Source organism: Nocardiopsis sp. NPDC055551 (assembly GCF_053619415.1).
In genome coordinates, this window is the sequence record NZ_JBSHJJ010000001.1 from 282,566 (window position 1) to 300,139 (window position 17,574).

At 69.5% G+C, this 17,574-nt stretch carries 18 protein-coding genes; 7 read left to right on the forward strand and 11 right to left on the reverse strand.

The annotated features are described in order from the left end of the window. Positions 1–209 precede the first annotated feature (209 nt). Positions 210–965, forward strand: a complete 756-nt coding sequence (locus tag ACWGSK_RS01180) for a MerR family transcriptional regulator (protein WP_358512407.1) — start codon at positions 210–212, stop codon at positions 963–965. A 53-nt stretch (positions 966–1,018) separates the two neighbouring features. Here ACWGSK_RS01180 and ACWGSK_RS01185 read toward each other — a convergent pair whose 3' ends face one another. Next, the gene (locus ACWGSK_RS01185) at positions 1,019–2,815 is read right to left on the reverse strand and encodes an acyl-CoA dehydrogenase (RefSeq protein ID WP_452454904.1); all 1,797 of its coding nucleotides are present in this window, start codon (positions 2,813–2,815) and stop codon (positions 1,019–1,021) included. 135 nt (positions 2,816–2,950) lie between these two features. Here ACWGSK_RS01185 and aroQ point away from each other — a divergent pair, with 135 nt between their 5' ends. Then, positions 2,951–3,406 carry a type II 3-dehydroquinate dehydratase gene (gene aroQ, locus ACWGSK_RS01190; protein WP_358512413.1) on the forward strand — a complete coding sequence of 152 codons (456 nt, stop codon included), beginning with the start codon at positions 2,951–2,953 and terminating at the stop codon, positions 3,404–3,406. Between the two features lie 71 nt (positions 3,407–3,477). Here aroQ and ACWGSK_RS01195 read toward each other — a convergent pair whose 3' ends face one another. After that, on the reverse strand, positions 3,478–4,113 hold the full coding sequence (locus ACWGSK_RS01195; protein ID WP_358512416.1) for a histidine phosphatase family protein: 636 nt from the start codon (positions 4,111–4,113) through the stop codon (positions 3,478–3,480). 132 nt (positions 4,114–4,245) lie between these two features. On the opposite strand from ACWGSK_RS01195, the gene ACWGSK_RS01200 reads away from it, so the two are divergent. After that, positions 4,246–5,448 (forward strand): FUSC family protein, encoded by a 1,203-nt coding sequence (locus ACWGSK_RS01200; RefSeq protein WP_452454905.1) that lies wholly within the window; start codon positions 4,246–4,248, stop codon positions 5,446–5,448. A 36-nt stretch (positions 5,449–5,484) separates the two neighbouring features. On the opposite strand, the gene ACWGSK_RS01205 is transcribed toward ACWGSK_RS01200, so the two are convergent. Then, entirely contained in the window at positions 5,485–7,815 is a 2,331-nt protein-coding gene (locus ACWGSK_RS01205; protein WP_452454906.1) for an FdhF/YdeP family oxidoreductase, read from the reverse strand. A 122-nt stretch (positions 7,816–7,937) separates the two neighbouring features. On the opposite strand from ACWGSK_RS01205, the gene ACWGSK_RS01210 reads away from it, so the two are divergent. The 3 genes from ACWGSK_RS01210 (at position 7,938) to ACWGSK_RS01220 (ending at position 10,558) form a co-directional block, all read left to right on the forward strand. Continuing rightward, positions 7,938–8,873 carry a LysR family transcriptional regulator gene (locus ACWGSK_RS01210; protein ID WP_452454907.1) on the forward strand — a complete coding sequence of 312 codons (936 nt, stop codon included), beginning with the start codon at positions 7,938–7,940 and terminating at the stop codon, positions 8,871–8,873. A gap of 171 nt (positions 8,874–9,044) precedes the next feature. Then, positions 9,045–10,397 (forward strand): L-lactate MFS transporter, encoded by a 1,353-nt coding sequence (locus tag ACWGSK_RS01215; protein ID WP_358512427.1) that lies wholly within the window; start codon positions 9,045–9,047, stop codon positions 10,395–10,397. A 29-nt stretch (positions 10,398–10,426) separates the two neighbouring features. Continuing rightward, positions 10,427–10,558: an MFS transporter small subunit gene (locus tag ACWGSK_RS01220; RefSeq protein ID WP_452454908.1), complete on the forward strand. Its 132-nt coding sequence runs from the start codon at positions 10,427–10,429 to the stop codon at positions 10,556–10,558. A gap of 27 nt (positions 10,559–10,585) precedes the next feature. On the opposite strand, the gene ACWGSK_RS01225 is transcribed toward ACWGSK_RS01220, so the two are convergent. Then, entirely contained in the window at positions 10,586–11,164 is a 579-nt protein-coding gene (locus ACWGSK_RS01225; RefSeq protein WP_452454909.1) for a hypothetical protein, read from the reverse strand. A gap of 168 nt (positions 11,165–11,332) precedes the next feature. Between ACWGSK_RS01225 and ACWGSK_RS01230 the strand changes: the two genes are divergently transcribed. Further along, positions 11,333–11,791: a hypothetical protein gene (locus ACWGSK_RS01230; RefSeq protein WP_452454910.1), complete on the forward strand. Its 459-nt coding sequence runs from the start codon at positions 11,333–11,335 to the stop codon at positions 11,789–11,791. Between the two features lie 21 nt (positions 11,792–11,812). On the opposite strand, the gene ACWGSK_RS01235 is transcribed toward ACWGSK_RS01230, so the two are convergent. The 7 genes from ACWGSK_RS01235 to ACWGSK_RS01265 form a co-directional block, all read right to left on the reverse strand. After that, the gene (locus tag ACWGSK_RS01235) at positions 11,813–12,295 is read right to left on the reverse strand and encodes a YbaK/EbsC family protein (RefSeq protein ID WP_452454911.1); all 483 of its coding nucleotides are present in this window, start codon (positions 12,293–12,295) and stop codon (positions 11,813–11,815) included. Between the two features lie 65 nt (positions 12,296–12,360). Further along, on the reverse strand, positions 12,361–13,041 hold the full coding sequence (locus ACWGSK_RS01240) for a YdcF family protein (protein WP_452454912.1): 681 nt from the start codon (positions 13,039–13,041) through the stop codon (positions 12,361–12,363). 69 nt (positions 13,042–13,110) lie between these two features. Further along, a complete protein-coding gene (locus tag ACWGSK_RS01245) occupies positions 13,111–14,424 on the reverse strand; it encodes a YeeE/YedE family protein (protein WP_452454913.1) in 1,314 nt (437 codons plus the stop codon). A gap of 276 nt (positions 14,425–14,700) precedes the next feature. Beyond that, a complete protein-coding gene (locus ACWGSK_RS01250) occupies positions 14,701–15,210 on the reverse strand; it encodes a hypothetical protein (RefSeq protein ID WP_452454914.1) in 510 nt (169 codons plus the stop codon). Beyond that, positions 15,207–15,548, reverse strand: a complete 342-nt coding sequence (locus ACWGSK_RS01255) for a hypothetical protein (protein ID WP_358512451.1) — start codon at positions 15,546–15,548, stop codon at positions 15,207–15,209. Before ACWGSK_RS01255 ends, ACWGSK_RS01250 begins: the two co-directional genes overlap by 4 nt. Positions 15,549–15,701: 153 nt before the next feature. Further along, the gene (locus ACWGSK_RS01260) at positions 15,702–16,430 is read right to left on the reverse strand and encodes a DUF4097 family beta strand repeat-containing protein (RefSeq protein WP_452454915.1); all 729 of its coding nucleotides are present in this window, start codon (positions 16,428–16,430) and stop codon (positions 15,702–15,704) included. 171 nt (positions 16,431–16,601) lie between these two features. Next, positions 16,602–17,459 carry a glycoside hydrolase family 16 protein gene (locus ACWGSK_RS01265; protein WP_452454916.1) on the reverse strand — a complete coding sequence of 286 codons (858 nt, stop codon included), beginning with the start codon at positions 17,457–17,459 and terminating at the stop codon, positions 16,602–16,604. Positions 17,460–17,574 lie beyond the last annotated feature (115 nt).

The window sequence follows — 17,574 nt, forward strand, 5'->3', positions numbered from 1 at the left end:
TTCACCCTCACTGTGTTCCCTTTTGAGGGCTTTCATCCCTTCTCAGTGGAGATCGTGCGGAAACCTTGCACGACCATTGCCCGAGAATTCGCTCCGGAGTGGATTCGGTCGCACCCGGGTTCGGCCGGGGCCCGGACTTGCGGTTGACGCGACGTCAACGCCTACGGTCGTGCCGAGGCCGGACGGACCGGCCCGACGAAGGGAACCCGATGTCCTGGTCGATGGCCGAGGTCTGCCGCGTCAGCGGCGTGACCTCCCGAACCCTGCGCCACTACCACCACATCGGTCTCTTGGAGCCCGAGAGTCTGGGCCCCGGAGGGCAGCGCCGCTACGGCGATCGTGAACTGCGCAGACTGCAACGGATCCTGGTCATGCGCGAGCTGGGGTTGGGGCTGGCCGACATCCGGCGTGCCCTGGACTCCGAACGCGACGAGGTCGCCGCGTTGCGCCGGCACCTGTTCGACCTGGAGGCCGAACGCGACCGGTTGGGTTCCCTCATCGAGACCGTGCGACGCACCGTCGACACGATGGAAGGAGACGGCATGACCACCATCCGACCCGAGGAGCTCTTCGAGGGCTTCGACGTCACCCACTACGACGACCGTGCCCGTACCCAGTGGCCCGAGCAGTGGGAGGAGGCCGCTGCCGCCGGTCGTGACCTGACCCCCGAGGAGGGGGAGCGGATGCGCGCGGAGACCGCGGCCCAGCTGGAGCGCATGGCCGCACACCTGAGGGCGGGCCGTCCGGTCGACGACCCGGCCGTGCGCGCCGAGGTCGCCGTTCACTACGAGGGCGTGTGCCGGATGTGGACTCCGGACGCCGACGCGTTCGTCCAGCTGGGGCGGGTCTACGCGGAGCCGGGGCCCTGGCGCGAGGTGTACGAGAAGGTGGCGCCCGGGTTGGCCGACTACCAGTGCGAGGCGATGGAGGACTACGCCCGTCACGTGCTGGGGGAATCGCGCTGATCCCGCCCGCCGAGGGCCCCGCGCTCCATAGGGAAGGCGGGGCCCTCGCGCGCTCACAGGACGTCGGGGGACACGTCCAGGACGGTGCGGTCGCGGGAGGCGACCAGGTCGAACCAGGGCCCGGTCCTGGGCAGCTCGTGCCGGAAGAAGTAGGCGGCCGCGGCCCGCTTGCCCTCGTAGAAACCCTCGTTCCGGCCGTGCGCGGTGACCAGCTGCTCCAACCAGAGCCAGGCCACCACGACGTGTCCCACGGCCTCCAGGTAGGTCGTGGCGTTGGCCAACGCCACGGCCGGGTCGCCCTCGGCCCAGGCCGAGGCGGCCGTCTCGGCCGTGCGTGCCAGGGCCGCGTCCAACAGCTCGGCGTACTCGGCCTCGGCTCCGCCCAACCCTCGTGCCCGCTTCACGGTGGCGCGCGCGGTCTCCACCAGCAGCGTCAACCGCGACCCGCCGTCCTGGACCACCTTGCGGCCCAGCAGGTCCAGCCCCTGGATGCCGTAGGTGCCCTCGTGGATGGCGTTGAGCCGGTTGTCCCGGTAGTGCTGTTCCACGTCGTACTCGCGGGTGTAGCCGTAGCCTCCGTGGACCTGGATGGCCAGGCTGTTGGCCTCCAGACACCACTGGGAGGGCCAGCTCTTGACGATGGGGGTGAGCACGTCCAACAGCAGCCCGGCCTCGCGCACCCGTTCGGGCGACTCCGCGCTGAGCTTGTCGTCCATCAGCCGCGCGCAGTACAGCACCAGGGCCAGAGCGCCCTCCACATAGCTCTTCTGCGCGAGTAGCATCCGCCGCACGTCGGTGTGTTCGATGATGGGCACCTGCGGCTCACGCGGGTCCTTCGCCCCCAGGGCGCGGCCCTGGAGACGTTCGCGGGCGTAGGCGAGCGACTTCAGGTAGCCGGTGTAGCCGACCGCCATCGCGCCGGCGCCCACCCCGATCCGGGCGCCGTCCATCATGTGGAACATGTAGCGCAGCCCCTGGTGGGGCTCGCCGACCAGATGACCGACCGCGCCGGGCTCGCCGCCCGGGGTGTGCCTGCCCTCGCCGAAGTTGAGCAGCGCGTTGACGGTGCCCCGGTAGCCCATCTTGTGGTTGAGGCCCGCCGGGACGACGTCGTTGCGCTCGCCCGGGGTGCCGTCCTCGTTCACCAGGTGCTTGGGCACGATGAACAGGGAGATGCCCTTGACCCCGGGCGGGCCGCCGGGGATCTTCGCCAGGACCAGGTGGACGATGTTCTCGGTGAGTTCGTGGTCGCCGGCGGAGATCCACATCTTGTTGCCGAAGAGCCGGTAGGTGCCGTCGCCGGCGGGTTCGGCCCGGGTGGTGATGTCCGACAGAGAGCTGCCGGCCTGGGGTTCGGACAGGCACATGGTGCCGGTGTAGCGGCCCTCCACCATGGGGCGTACGAACGTGTCGATCTGCTCGGGGGTGCCGTATTCGATGAGCAGGGACGCGTTGCCGGAGGTGAGGAACGGGTAGGCGGAGGTGCCCAGGTTGGCGGCCTGGAAGTAGGCGTTGCAGGCGCTGGAGACGACCCGGGGAAGCTGGTCGCCGCCCACGGAGGCGTCCATGGCGATGGAGGACAGGCCGGTCTCGGCGTAGACCTCCAGGGCCTTCTTGACCTCGGGGTTGACGTGGACGCGTTCGCCGTCGAAGCGGGGCTCCTCGGCGTCGTTGGTCTTGTTGTGCGGGGCGAAGTGGTCGGTGGCCACGCGTTCGGCCAGTTCCAGGGCGCCGTCGAAGGTCTCCCTGGAATGGTCGGCGTACCGGGTCCGCCGGGTCAGGGCCTCGACGTCGAGCCATTCGTAGAGCAGGAACCGCAGATCGCGCGCGGACAGCAGGGTGGACGCCACGGGATGCCTCCAAGATGAGAACCGACTGGTCGGTATGCTACCCGCCTCCGAATACCCCAAGCGCGCTCGGGGCCGCCGGAGGGGAACGGTCTACGCTGGTCCCACCGAACACCGAATACGACCAGGAAGCCGCCGATGCCCGAGAACACCGCCACCGTCCTGTTGCTCAACGGCCCCAACCTCAACCTGCTGGGCACCCGCGACCCCGGGCAGTACGGCACCACCACCCTCGCCCAGGTCGAGGAACGCGTGGTCGCCCTGGGCAAGGAACTCGGTGTGGAGGTGGTCTGCGCGCAGAGCAACAGCGAGGGCGCAATGGTCGACCACGTCCACTCCGCCCGCCACTACGCGGGGGTCGTGATGAACCCCGGCGCCTACGCCCACTACAGCATCGCGCTGCGCGACGCGATCGACGCCGTCGAGGCGCCCGTCGTCGAGGTGCACATCTCCAACGTCTACGCCCGCGAGGAGTTCCGGCACACCTCGGTGACCGCGCCGGTGGCCGCCGGTTACGTGGCCGGATGCGGGATCGTGGGCTACGAGTTGGGGCTGCGGGCCGTCCTGGCCCGCGCCGCCGAACGTCGCGCCTGACCACACCCGAGGGCCGCACCCGACGATCGGGACCGACCGGTCGGTATGCCACGGGCGTGAAAAGGCCCGGATCAGCGGTAGGTCATCAGCTCCGGGCCGCCCTGTTCCAGGTGGGCGTGGTCGTTGAACGAGAGCAACTGCGTCCCGCCCCGCCCGTGCGCCACCTTGCTCACCGAGGCGTTCACCGTCACCCGGTTCATCATCACGAACGCCGAGTCCGGAGCGTTCATCAGCGTGGAACAGGCGGCGCCGATCACCCCGCCGGAGGTGAACACCAGAGCGGTCCGCCCACGGCCCAGGTCCGCGGCCACGTCGGCCAGCGCCGCGCGCACCCCTTCGCGAAAGTGCGGGAACGAACCCGGCCCCACCTCCTCGGTGGTGGTCCACGAGGTCAGGCAGGCGTCCAACCGCTGTTGCAGCGAGCCCTCCTCGATCGGGAAACGACTCAGCAGGTTCAGGTGGTCGTACTCGTTCCACCGCTCATCGACGGTGGGTTCCACGTCGATCCCGGCCTCGGCCAGGACGGTGGTGGCGGTCTGGCGCTGGCGCAGCAGCGACCCCGTCACCACCGCGCCCACCGACAGGGCACGTCGCTTGAGTTCGGCGCCCAACAGTCGCGACTGCTCGTACCCGGTGGGGCTCAGCAGGTCGTAGTCATCTGCCTCGGGGGAGGCCTTTCCATGGCGGATCAGGTAGATCGTCGGCATGCGCACAATGTACGGGGACGCCCCTCGCGTGCACCCACCGGGCATGGCGTTGACACACTTCGACCATCCCGGCCGGTAGAAAAGTAGGGCCGGTCCCCCCAGACCTCCGGCGTCCCACACGACGAGGAGACCATGGGAGCACTTTTCTCGGGGGGCACTTCCGTGCGGCGACTGATTCGGACCGCCTTCCTCGAAGCACGCAAACGGTTGTCCTCCTACGTGTCCCAGATCGTGCTGGCGGTCATCGGCGCCGCCCTGGCGTGGGCGATCGCCGGGGGGCTGGTCCAGGACCACAGCCCCTTCTTCGCGCCCATCGCCGCGCTCATCGCGCTCAACGCCGCCGGCAGCGAACGAGGAGTCAACGCGGTTCGGATGCTGACCGGTGTCTTCATCGGTATCCTCGCCGGGGAGGCCGCGCTGTTGCTCACCGACCGAGGCCTGCTCGCCCTGACGGTGGGCACCGGACTGGCCATGATCGTGGCCGCCGCGATCACCTCCGAACGCGCCGTCGTCGGGCAGGCGGCCGCCAGCGCCATCCTCACCACGATCTTCGTCGGCGACGGCAGCCCCGGCATCGACCGACTCGTCGACGCGCTCATCGGAGCCGGGGTGGCCCTGCTGCTGAGCCAGCTGTTCTTCCCCGCCCGCCTCGTGGCGATGATGCGGCGCATCGAGGAGGAGGCCTTGGGCGAGATGGCCCGCATGCTCGACGAGGTGGGTCTGTCCCTGACCTCCGACGGAGACGACGCCAGCGCACAGGTGGTCAACCGTCTCGGTGACCTGAGCAGACCCATGGCCGACCTCAGCAAGGCCCGTGAGGCGAGCATGACCACGATCCGGCTCTCCACCATCCGCTGGGGCGACCCCGGACCCGTCCTCGACGAGGACGAGGTCATCGAACGGCTCATCCTGCTCGGCGAGAGCTGCCTGTTCCTCGCCCGCACCACCGTGGCCATGGACAGCGAGGAACGCCGTGAACTCGCCCCCATCGTGCGGGGCATGGCCGACGTCCTCGGCACCCTCGCCGACGACCTCAGCAGCCGGGAAACCAGGGAACAGGCCGTGAACCAGGCACTGACGGCGGCGCGCGGCTACGGTGCGGGCACCCCCGACGACGACCCCGTCACCCACGCCACCCACCTGGCCGTGGAGATGGTCGCCACCGACATCATGGTGTTCGCCGGGATCCGCTTCGACGAGGTCGAGGACATCCTGTTGGGCGAACTGGAGGACCCGACGATCCCGGCCCCGGCCCAGGAACCCTGGCTTCCGTGGCTGCGCTGGCGACCGCGCCTGCCCGACATCCGTGTCGGCCGGTTCCGCGGACGCGAATGACCGGCCCGATGCCGGGCCGGTCCATTCAGGCGTCGCCTAATCGCGAACGGGAGAGTTCCGTACGGCGGAGGGCTCGAACCGCACCACCACCGACTTGGACGTGGGGGTGTTGCTCACGTCGGCGGTGGAGTCCAACGGCACCAGCACGTTGGTCTCCGGATAGTAGGCGGCCGCGCTGCCCCGCGCGGTGGGGTAGTGCACCACCCGGAAGTGCGGGGCCCGCCGCTCACGTCCGTCGGACCACTCGCCCACGATGTCGGTGTAGGCGCCGTCGGCCAACCCCAGCTCACGGGCGTCCTCGGGGTTGACCAGCACGACCCTCCGACCGTCCTTGATGCCCCGGTACCGGTCGTCCAGCCCATAGACGGTGGTGTTGTACTGGTCGTGCGAACGCAGCGTCTGCAACAGCAGCCGGCCCTGGGGGACCTCGGGCGCGTAGGTGCCGTTGGTGGTGAAGTTGGCCGCCCCCGTCGCCGTCGGGAACCTGCGGTCGTCCCGGGGAGCGTGCGGCAACCGGAAACCACCGCGCCGCCTGGCCTTGGCGTTGAAGTCCTCGAACCCCGGCACCACCCGGGACACGTGGTCGCGGATCCGGTCGTAGTCGGCCATCGCCTCCCAGTCCACCGTGCCGTCGGGGAACATCCGCCGACCCAGCGCGCGGACGATGTCCACCTCCGACCACATGTCCTCCGACAACGGCGCGAGCACACCGTGCGAGGCGTGCACCTCTCCCATGGAGTCCTCCACCGTGATCCACCGGGCCCGGCCCTCGTGCACGTCCCGGTCGCTGCGGGCCAACGCCGGCAGGATGAGCGCCCGCGTACCCGTGATCACGTGCGAACGGTTCAGCTTGGTGGACACGTGCACCGTCAGACCCACCCGGCGCATCGCCTCCTCGGTCACCTCGGTGTCGGGGGAGGCGGACACGAAGTTGCCGCCCATCGCGAAGAACACGCCCACCTCGCCGCGGCCCATCGCCCGGATCGCGTTGACCGTGTCGTGCCCGTGCTCACGCGGCGGCTCGAAGTCGAACTCGGCGCCCAGGGCGTCCAGGAACGACTCGTCGGGCCGCTCGAAGATGCCCATGGTGCGGTCGCCCTGCACGTTGGAGTGGCCGCGCACCGGGCACACGCCCGCGCCGGGCCGGCCCACGTTGCCGCGCAGCAGCAGGAAGTTGACCACCTCGCGGATGGTCGGCACCGAGTGCTTGTGCTGGGTCAGACCCATCGCCCAACACACCACGATCTTGTGGGAGGAGGTCACCATGGTGACCAGCTCCTCGATCAACGACCGGGACAGCCCGGAGTCGCGTTCGGTGCGTTCCCAGAACTCGTCCTCGGGCTCCTTGAGCAGGGCCCGGGAGAACTCCTCGAACCCGTGCGTGAACTCCCGTACGAACCCGTGGTCCAGCACGTCCTCGCCACGTTGGTCGGCTTCCAACAGCAGCCGGTTGACCGCGCTGAACAGCGCCAGGTCACCACCCAGGCGGACCTGCATGAACAGGTCGGTCAGCTCGGTGCCGCGGCCCACCAGGCCGCGCGCGTTCTGCGGGTTGCGGAACGCCTTCATACCCGCCTCCGGCAGCGGGTTGACCGTGACGATCCGCGTCCCCGAACGCTTGGCCTTCTCCAGGGCCGAGAGCATCCGCGGGTGGTTGGTGCCCGGGTTCTGCCCGGCCACGATGATCAGGTCCGCCTCGTACATGTCCTCCAGGGACACGCTGCCCTTGCCCACGCCCAACGTCTCGGTGAGCGCCGAACCGGACGACTCGTGGCACATGTTCGAGCAGTCCGGCATGTTGTTGGTGCCCAACTGCCGGGCGAACAGCTGATAGGCGAACGCCGCCTCGTTGCTGGTACGCCCCGAGGTGTAGAACTCCGCGCCGTCGGGGGAGGACAACCCGCGCAGCTCCTCGGCGATGAGGTCCAGGGCGGCCTCCCACGAGATGGGCTCGTAGTGAGTGCCGTCCTCGGGCAGGTACACCGGCCCGGTCAACCGGCCCTGCTGCCCCAGCCAGTAGCCGGAGCGCCGGGCCAGCTCACCGACCGGGTTCCGGGCGAAGAAGTCCGCGCCGACCTCGCGGCGTGTGGCCTCCTCCGCGACCGCTTTGGCGCCGTTCTCGCAGAATTCCGCCGTGTGCCGTTTGTCCGGGTCCGGCCAGGCACACCCCGGGCAGTCGAAGCCGCGCTTCTGGTTCACGGCGAGCATCGCCGGCAGCCCGCGCATCACACCGGCCTGTTCGCCTACGTGACGCACGCTGCTGAGCACCGCGGGGATCCCCGCGGCGCTTTCCTTGGGTGATCCGACCTCCGGCGCGTCCTGTGCGGGATCGGGCATCTGCGAATCATGGTGTCTCACACCGCCCATTCTTTCACCCCACGGAGCGAAGCGCAGGAGGCGGATGCGTTCGCGTATGCCAAAAGAAGAGATCACTATCAAGCGATTGACCGTTCTTGTTGAGGGGACCTTGGTCCCTGTACGCTCGGGCGATGTTGTTGAGCCGGCTGAAGTACCTGACCGCGCTGGCCAAGGAACGTCATTTCGCACGCGCCGCCCAGGCCTGCCACGTATCCCAGCCCGCTCTGTCCTCCGCCATCCGCAAGCTGGAGGCGGAGTTCCGCGTCCCCATCGTCAAACGGAGCAACCGGTTCATCGGGTTCACCCACGAGGGCGAACAGATCGTCACCTGGGCGCAACGGGTCATCGCCGAACACGACTCCCTCCTGGAGAGCGTGCGCAACGGGAGCGAGGGGCTGAGCGGGCGACTGCGCATCGGCGCCATCCCCACCACCCTCAGCTCCCTGTCCCTGATCACCCGTGGGCTGTGTGAACGCCACCCCCAGGTCACCCTGTCGATCGTTTCGATGACCTCCACCGAGATCGAACAGGCCCTGGCCGACTTCCAGATCGACGTCGGCGTCACCTACATCGCCAACGAACCCCTTGACCACGTGCGCCGAAAACACCTCTACCGGGAGCACTACGTCCTGCTCACCGCCGAGGACGGGCCACTGGGGCACCGCGCGAGCATCAGCTGGGCCGAAGCGGCGGAGGTGCCGCTGTGCCTGCTCACCCCGGACATGCAGAACCGGCGCATCATCGACGGCGCCTTCCGGCAGGCCGGCACCCGACCGGTGCCCCGGGTCGAGACCAACTCGGTCAGCGCGCTGTGCTCCCACGTCCGTGGCGGTCAGTGGTCGGCCGTGATGCCGCACGCCTGGTTGTACCTGCACGCCATACCCGACGGCATGCGCGCCATCCCCCTGGTGCGGCCCGAGATCGGCCAGGAGATCGGGCTGGTCATCGCCGACCGCGATCCCGAACCGGTGCTCGCCCGCGCCCTGTTCGACAGCGTCACCGGGGTCGACCTGGAGGAATACCTGCCCGGACGCGACTCCGCCGGAGGGGCGGCGCTGACCGGCTGAACCCCGGCCCCTTCGATAAGCCTCCGTTATCGCGTGAAAGAAAATTCGTATTTGATTCCGCTCACACCTGGTGTGACGATGTTCCATGCTTGTTTCCGGTGTTGCGGAAGTGGCGTGGAAAAGGCCTGTATTCCGAACGGAAAGCAATCCTGAGGATCGCGAGGATGGTTCGTGCTGTCGTTTTTGGACCGTGAGAAGAGTGTTGCCCCGCCCGGCTACAGCCGGTGGTTCATCCCACCCGCCGCGCTCGCCGTACACCTGTCCATCGGCCAGGTCTACGCCTTCAGCGTCTTCAAGACGCCGTTGGTGGAACGGTTCGACACGACCCTGACCGCCATCGGCGTGGTTTTCAGCATCTCGATCGTGATGCTCGGCCTGTCGGCGGCCTTCGGTGGCAAGTGGGTCGAACGCAACGGCCCCCGTAAGGCGATGTTCGTCTCCGGCCTGTGCTGGGGAGCCGGGTTCCTCGTGGGCGCGCTCGGTGTGGCCACCGGCCAACTGTGGCTGCTCTACCTGGGTTACGGGGTCATCGGCGGGATCGGCCTGGGCATCGGATACATCTCGCCGGTGTCCACCCTCATCAAGTGGTTCCCCGACCGTCCCGGCATGGCCACGGGGATGGCCATCATGGGCTTCGGCGGTGGCGCGCTCATCGCCTCACCGCTGTCCGCGGCGCTGCTGGAGCGCTTCGCCGACACCCCGGCCGACGCGATCGTCCCCGCGTTCCTCACCCTGGGCGCGGTCTACTTCGTCGCCATGATGCTCGGCGCGATGACCGTCAAGGTGCCGCCGCCCGGCTGGAAGCCCGAAGGGTGGGAGCCGCCCGCCCCGATCGCCGGGAGCGTTCTGGCCACCGAGGGCGTCAGCGTGGAACGGGCCTTCCGCACCCGCCAGTTCTGGCTGCTGTGGATCGTGCTGTTCTGCAACGTCACCGCGGGGATCGGCATCCTCGAACAGGCCGCCCCCATGATCCAGGACTTCTTCGCCGACGTGGGAGCGGCCGAGGCCGCCGGCTACGTGGGTGTGCTGTCGTTGTGCAACATGTTGGGCCGCTTCGTGTGGTCCTCCACCTCCGACGCACTGGGTCGCAAGCGCACCTACATCGGCTACCTGGGCGTCGGCTGCGTCCTCTACCTGCTCATCGCGGTCGCGGGTACCGGCTCGGTGGTGCTCTTCGTCGCCGTCACCGGGATCATCCTGTCCTTCTACGGTGGTGGGTTCTCCACGGTCCCCGCCTACCTGAAGGACCTGTTCGGTTCCTTCAACGTCGGCGCGATCCACGGTCGCCTGCTCACCGCCTGGTCGTGCGCGGGCGTCGCCGGGCCGCTCATCGTCAACGTGATCGCCGACCACCAGCTCGCCGCGGGTCGTACCGGCGCGGACCTGTACACGCTGTCGCTGTACCTGATGGTGATCGTGATGGCGATCGGGTTCACCGCCAACATGCTGGTCCGCCCACTCAGCGAGCGTCAGCTCGACGAGAGCGCCTCCGACGCGCCGGCGAAGTCCAGGCAGTCCGCGTGAGCCCGGCCCCGCAACCCGAGGAGAAGCACATGGAACAGAAGAGCTCCGGCAACGTCCCGGCCAAGGCCGCCGCCGTCCTCCTGTGGGTGGCCGTGATCGTGGCCCTGGGATACGGGGTGACACAGACGGCCCTGCAGGCGGCCACCCTCTTCACCGGCTGACGCGGCACCGGCGTGACGGAACCCGGCTCAGTCCACCTCACCGGCGAAGGTCACCGGCGGGTACAGCGGCACGAAGTCCTGGTCGTGGAACTCCACCGTGTACTGGAGTCGGGTTTCGTCCTCCTCGGCCCAGCAGTCCTCGTCCCAGGAACCGCTCTGCCCCGGTTCCAGGGTCTCGGGCGGCTTGACCTGCGAACCCAGGGCGGGCGCGCCCGACTCCCGGGGCGGATCGCCCACCTCGCAGGTGCGTGTCAACGAGCCGGTCTGCACGGGCTCGGGGCCGTCGTTGGAGACCTCCACCCGCCAGGACACGTACGGTAGGTCCTCCTCCTCGCCGCTGACCGGGTCGACCCCGCCCTCCTCCACCTCGCGCCGAAAGTCGCTCAGCCCGATGGTGAACCCGTCGCCGAAGTCGTGGGTCTCCTCCAGGTCCACGGTCACCGGGTCGAAGGTGGGAGTGGGCCGCAGGGTTTCCTGCGCGGTGGGTTCGGGTTCGGCCACGGGCGGCCCCATGGTGTTCCCGTGGGTGATCCACCCGGCGCCGAAGCCGACGATCAACGCGGCCACGGCGGCGACGACGGTGGCGATCCATCCGGTTCTGGTCATGCGCAGGGGGTCCTTCCCGGGGCCGGACGTCCGCCCGGCGTCATCGAAGACGGTACCGCACAGGGAGTGAGCACATGATCACGGCCCACCCCGGATACGCGATCGGACGTACCCGAACGCGACCCCGGGCCGACGCGGTGTCCCATGGCCGCCACGCACGATGGCGGCATGAACGTACATGATCGTCCCACCCCGGGCCTGTCCTTGCCGGCCCTGGTCCTCCTCGCGCTGATCGCCGCGCCGCGCGTGGTCCTGCACGATCTCGGTCTCATCCAGGAGGGCACCTTCGTCAACGCCCTGTTCGTGTTCGTGCCGCCCCTGGTGTGGATCGCGGTGGTCCTGTGGCGCCGCGTCCCCGACCCCTTCCGTACCCTCCTGGTGGTGGGAGTTCTGTACGGGGTGGTGCTCATGCTCGGCCACCAGCTCCTATGGACCGTCGCCCATGAGGGTGATCCGCCCACGCTCGGCGGTAACCTTGCCGACCTGTCCCCGTTGGTCCAGCAGGTCGTCATCCGGGTCTTCGCGGCCCTGAGCGGTCTGGTCACCGGTGCCGTCGTCGGCGCCGTCTGCGGACTGGTCGCCTGGGGCGTGAGCAAGGCCCTGCCGGAACCGGCGACCACGCGATAGGGCGGGTGAGCGCGCCTTCCGTCAGTTGACGGCGACCTCGACGCCGCCGGTGATCTCGACCAGCTCGCCGTGGGTGAGAGGGAAGACGGTGTTCGGGGTGCCGGCCGCCGCCCACAGCGTGGGGTATTCGGCCAGACCGGTGTCCACCACGGTCTCCACCGGCGCCGGGTGGGCGACGGGCGCGACCCCGCCGATCACCTGACCGGTCGCGGCCCGCACCTCCTTCGGCTCGGCCCTGCGGATCCTCTTCCTTCCCAGCCGCAGAGCGAGGAGGTCCACGTCCACCCGATGCCGTCCGCTGGTCATCACCAGCAGTGGTGCGTCGTCGGCCATGAACACCAGGCTGTTGGCGATCGCGCCGACCTCACAACCCAGGGCCCGCGCGGCCTCGGCGGCGGTACGGGTGGAGGCGGGCAGCTCCCGCACCCGTCCGGTCAGACCGAGCCCGTCCAGAACCTCGACCACACGGCGGCTTCGCTCGGGCAACGCTTCGACCTCGTCCATGGGGGAACCTCTCGTTTTCGACGTCGGCCGCAGGCTACCGCCCACCGGGGGAGTGGACCACCGAGTCACCCTCGGGAGTCGGGAAGCAGGTGGCGGTCGAAGCCGGCGGCGACCAGGCCATGGAAGGCCTCCCGGACGTCCTCGGGGACCGGTTGGGGGACGGCGAAGCCGCGTGCCGGGTACTCCATGACCCGCTGCAGGTCGCCGACCATGGTGTCCAGGACCAGCCGGTCGTCGCCCACGGTCGGCAGGTAGGCGTCGAAGTCGAGAGGGGCCGAGGCGTACAGGGTCTCCACCTCGGGCCACTGCTTGAGGACGGTGGCGTGGACGCGCCTCTCCATGTACGGCTTGCAAACGAACATCACCGTGGTCGGCGTGACCCCCTCGGAGTCGAGGAGGGCGCGACCGAGCCGGAGGTTCTCGCCGGTGTTGGTCGCCTCGGTCTCCATGAGGACCGCGGACCCCGGAACCCCCTGTTCGACGACCCGCTCGCGGTAGTGCACGGCCTCTCCACGAGGGAACCGGGACAGGGTGGTGGGACTGTTGGCGCCGGTGATGACCATCCGATCGAAGAACCCCAGCCGATACAGCTCGGCGGCCCGGTCGGCCACCCCGATGTCGTGGCTGCCCAGCACCACGGCCACGTCGCACCGGCGCGGCTCCTCACCCAAGCGCTGGTGGTCGTAGACGACCCTCGCCCAGCGTCGTACCTGTTCGGTCAGGTCCACCCTCGTCACCTCGGCCATGGCCGCAGCCTAGACCAGGACGGGCCCCGCCCGACGTTCGGCGGGGCCCGTGTCCCGGGGAGGGAGACCTCAGCAGACGCTGTCGCTCGGCTTGGGCACGCCCAGACCGAACAGGGTGCGGGCGCGCAGACCCGCCCAGGTGCCCGCCAGCGCGAAGACCGCCCACAGCCAGCCGTGCAGGCTGCCAGAGGAGATGCCCGCCAGGTAGGCGCCGATGTTGCAGCCGCCGGCCAGCCGTGCGCCGATGCCCATCAGGACACCGCCGACCAGGCCCGCGGCCACCAGGTTCCAGCTCAGGCCGGTATGCACCTTCCAGGTGCCGGCGGCCGCGGCAGCGGCGGCGGCGCCCAGGATGATGCCGATGTTGGTGAGACTGTTCTTGTCCTGTAGGACCGGGCCGGCCAGTTGCTCGGCCTGACCGGGCTGGGACCAGAACGCCCAGGTCTCGGGGTGCAGGCCCAGTAGCTGGAGCCCCTTGGCGCCCCACAGGTTGAACGCCGAGGTGATGCCCCACGGCCCACCGGAGACCAGGAGGACGGCCGCGCCCAGCGCGGCCAGGATCAGGGCGCCGGCGATCAGCGGCCAGCTACCGCGCAGGACGCGGGCCCACCCCTGGGCCGAGGGTGGGGCGCCCACCGGCGGGGGAACCCGACGGTTCTGCACAGCGCGGGTGATGACGACCAGGGCGACCAACGCGGCGATGGTGATCGCCCACGAACCACCCCAGCCCACGTGGTCGGACAACAGCACCGGGGGCACCGAGGGCAGGTCGGCCACCAGCGGCCAGGCCGCCGAGTAGATGACCGAACCCACGATGAACCCGAACAGGGTGATGAGGATGGCGGACTGTCCGGAGCCGACCGCGAACAGGGTGCCCGAGGCGCACGCGCCGCCGAGTTGCATCCCGATGCCGAACAGGAACGCGCCGGCGAACAGTGCGATGCCGATCGGCCCGGCCGACGGCCCCGGCTCGTTTCCGAACAGGCCGGTTCCGGTCCCGATGACCAGGGCGAACAGGGTGGCGGTGGTGCCGAGCAACACCGCGTGGGCGCGCAGCCCGGTGCCGTTGCCCACGGCCAGGAACTGGCGCCAGGCCGAGGTGAAACCGAACCGGGAGTGGAAGAGCGTGAAGCCCAGTCCCAGACCCAGGACCAGCAGGGTCGCGGGCAGGGCGCCGTGTTCGGACCACACGAACGCGGCCAGCCCGAGCGCGCCGATCAGGGCGATGGCCAGCGGCCACCGACGCACCGGTTCGGCCTCGGGTGCCTGAGGCGGTGGAACGGACAGGGTGGGGCGCCACCTCAGGGCCAGGGCGGGTGAGGACTCGACGGGATGGTCGACCTTATCGGTCTTTCCTACCGGAGTGGTGGGTGTTGAGGTCACGAAGAGACGTCCAGACATGACGGAGCGGGAGAAGGACCTACTGTGACCGGTGCCGTGTCGGCGCGCGGGACGGGGGATCGGGGTCAGCGCACGACGGAGCGGCACCGGCGGCGACAGAGGCCGTCATCGGTGCTCGTCAGCGACATGGAGATGAGCACCATGCGCAGGAAGCGTGCGGGACCGAGCATGGGAGCGATTGTAGGGCATGTCCCTGAACCGGAACACATAGCCCATGGCGGTAGCTATCGACCTATTTCGACATGGCCGGGACGGTGATCAGGAGCGCGGCGGGGGATGGCTCGGGGGTTCGGGGGCGTGGTGACGCCCCTTGGGTCTGGGCGGTTCCGTTCCAGGAGGGGGCGGCGTCCGCGGGAACGGGTCCGGGCGTCGGTGCGAACCCGGACGTGGCGCGGGCCCGGCCGACCATGGCTCGTCGGCGCGGCTTCGGATCATGGCCCAGATCAGGAAGAGCACGACCAGGGCGATCAGGGCCGAACTCGAATACGTCCACACCGGCTGCACGACGTCGTCGGTGAGGACGCGCGACGGAGTCCCCTCGACGGATTCCCCTCCCGGCCGTTCCAGGACGATCGAATGGATGATCCGCAGCACGTGGTGGGTCACGCCCAAGACCCCGTACAGGACCAGGAACAACGCGGCGACCAGGGCCGGCCCGCGTCCGCGCCCGGCGTTGCGGGAGCGCGCCAGGAGGACGATCGCGATGGCCGAGCAGCCCAGCGGCGGGAGGACGGCCAGAGCGGCGTAGACGAGCGCGGGCGTGATCATCGCAGGTCTCCGGGGGCGGGAGCGTGCCGAACGTTCGAGCCGGTGGCCGGCCCGCGCGTCGCGGCCAGGACCAGACACAGGACCCCGATGACCAGCGTGAACCAGGTCAGAAGGCTCACCGTGGTGGACGACCACAGCGGTAGGTCGATGTCGACGAATCCGAGGAACAGGACGTAGACGACCAGCTCCAGTACGCCTCCGACGATGATCAGGATCAGACCGGCGATGGCCGGCCATCGCCGATGCCGGGGGACCAGGCCCGACAGACACAGGGCCACGAACGCCACCACGGCGGGCAGGCCCATGAGTGCCATCGACACCACTGGCTGAAGGGACATCCGACAACTCCCCGGGAGGCGGCAGGGCCGACGCTCCGGGGCAGTGGAGCGCCCGAGGCGGCAGGGGCACGCGCGGCGATTCTAGACTCCCGAACGCTTCTCGGAACCCGAGTGGCCGAAGGTGGCCGTGGGGCCGGTCGACCCCGCGGCGGGTCAGTCCCGGGGGAGCAGTCTGATGGTGCCGTTGTCGGTGCGCGCGGTGATGGTGTTCTCGGACCGGTCGACGGTGTCCACCTCGGTCTCGATCTCCCCGTTGCCCACCGTCTCGAAGACCGCGTAGGGGCCGTCCGGCAGGAGGAGGGTGGCGTTCCCGTTGTTGGTGCTGACCTCCACCTCCGAGGGGCGGTCGGTGAAGGCGGCGTCGATGGTGCCGTTGTCGGTCGCCAACCGCGCGGTCTCGGCACCGACCCCGTCGAGCTCCATGTTCCCGTTGTCCGACGACAGGTCCAGCGGCCCGGTGGCGTCGAAGACCCGTGCCGTTCCGTTGGCGCTGGTGACCTCCACACTGGAGGTGAATCCGGTGAGGGAGACGGGACCGTTGTCGGTGCTCACCGACAGGGGGGTGGTGGCGGGGATCGCCACCTCGTAGCGCACGTCGCAGTTGGAGAAGACGGCGCAGTCCGAACCCAGGGTGAGGGTGTCACCCTCCATCCCCCATTCGCCGCCGGCCTGGCCGGACGCCTCTCGGGACACCCGTACCCGGTCACCATCGGTGGCGACGAGGTCGATCTCGGCGTTGCCGCCCTCCACGATCAGGGGTTCGGGCACCGTGTCGAAGACCTGTTCCTCCGCCTCCTGGGGGTCGCCGGCGCATCCCACCACCAGGGCCAGGGAGAAGGCGGCGACGACGGTGGTCAGGGTGCGCACGACCGGTCGGATCACGTGGTCTCCTCAGGTACGAGTGGTGCGTCCATGACCGAGACCCAGCATACCCACCGGTAGTGGAGAACCGGTGGACAGGGAGAGTGGACGGGGAGAAAGGGACGGGTCGCCCCCCGGACACGAGAAAGGGGCCCACGGCGCGCCCGCGGGCCCCTGGAAGAGGGGGAAGGCTCAGGCCAGGTCGTAGACCCGCACGTAGTCCACCTTCATCTCCTGCGGGAACTCGGTGGTCTCGTCGGGGTAGCCGGGCCACTCGCCGCCCACGGCCACGTTCAAGATCATGAAGAACTCCTGGTCGTACACCCACTCACCGCCGACGTCCTCGGGGGTGATGGTGTTGAAGGGGACGCCGTCCACCGACCAGGTGATCGAGCCGGGCTCCCAGTCGATGGCGAAGACGTGGAAGTCGTCGGAGAGGTCGCCGCCCTCGGGGTGGTCGTAGGAGGCGCCCACTCCGTCGCCGCCCGAGTAGCCGGGGCCGTGCACGGTGCCGTGGACCGTCCCGACGTCGCTGCCGATGAACTCCATGATGTCGATCTCGCCGGAGTTCGGCCACTCGGTCTCGGGGAAGTCCGAGCCCAGCATCCAGAACGCCGGCCAGATGCCCTGTCCGCTGGGCAGCTGGACGCGGGCCTCGATACGGCCGTAGGCGTGCTCGACGTTGTTCTGGGTGGTCATACGTGCCGAGGTGTAGGAGCCGTCGTCCTCTTGCTGTGCCGTGATGACGAGGTTGCCGTCACCGTCGAGCGCGGAGTTCTCCCGGCTCTCGGTGTAGTTCTGCAACTCCTGGTTGCCCCAGCCGTGGTCACCGGTCTCGTGGTTCCAGTTGGCGGGGTCGGGTGCGTCGCCGGCCGCGCCGTCGAACTCGTCGGACCACACGAGCGCGCCCGGTTCGGCGGCCTCGGCCGAGGTCAGGGCGCTGTTGTCGGCGGTGTCGCCGCCGGTCCAGGTCAGGGCGGTGGCGGTGAGGGCCGCCGCGGCGCCCAGGCCCACGGTGGCTGTCAGGGTGTTCTTGGTGCGCTTGCGCATCCTTGTCTCCAAGGGGGATCGGGGCCTTCGGGCACCCCGGACACGCGCGTGCTAGCGGGTCGCGCGCGGTTCCGGTGGGTACTGACCCGAGACCGAGCTGAACAAGTGTTAAGTG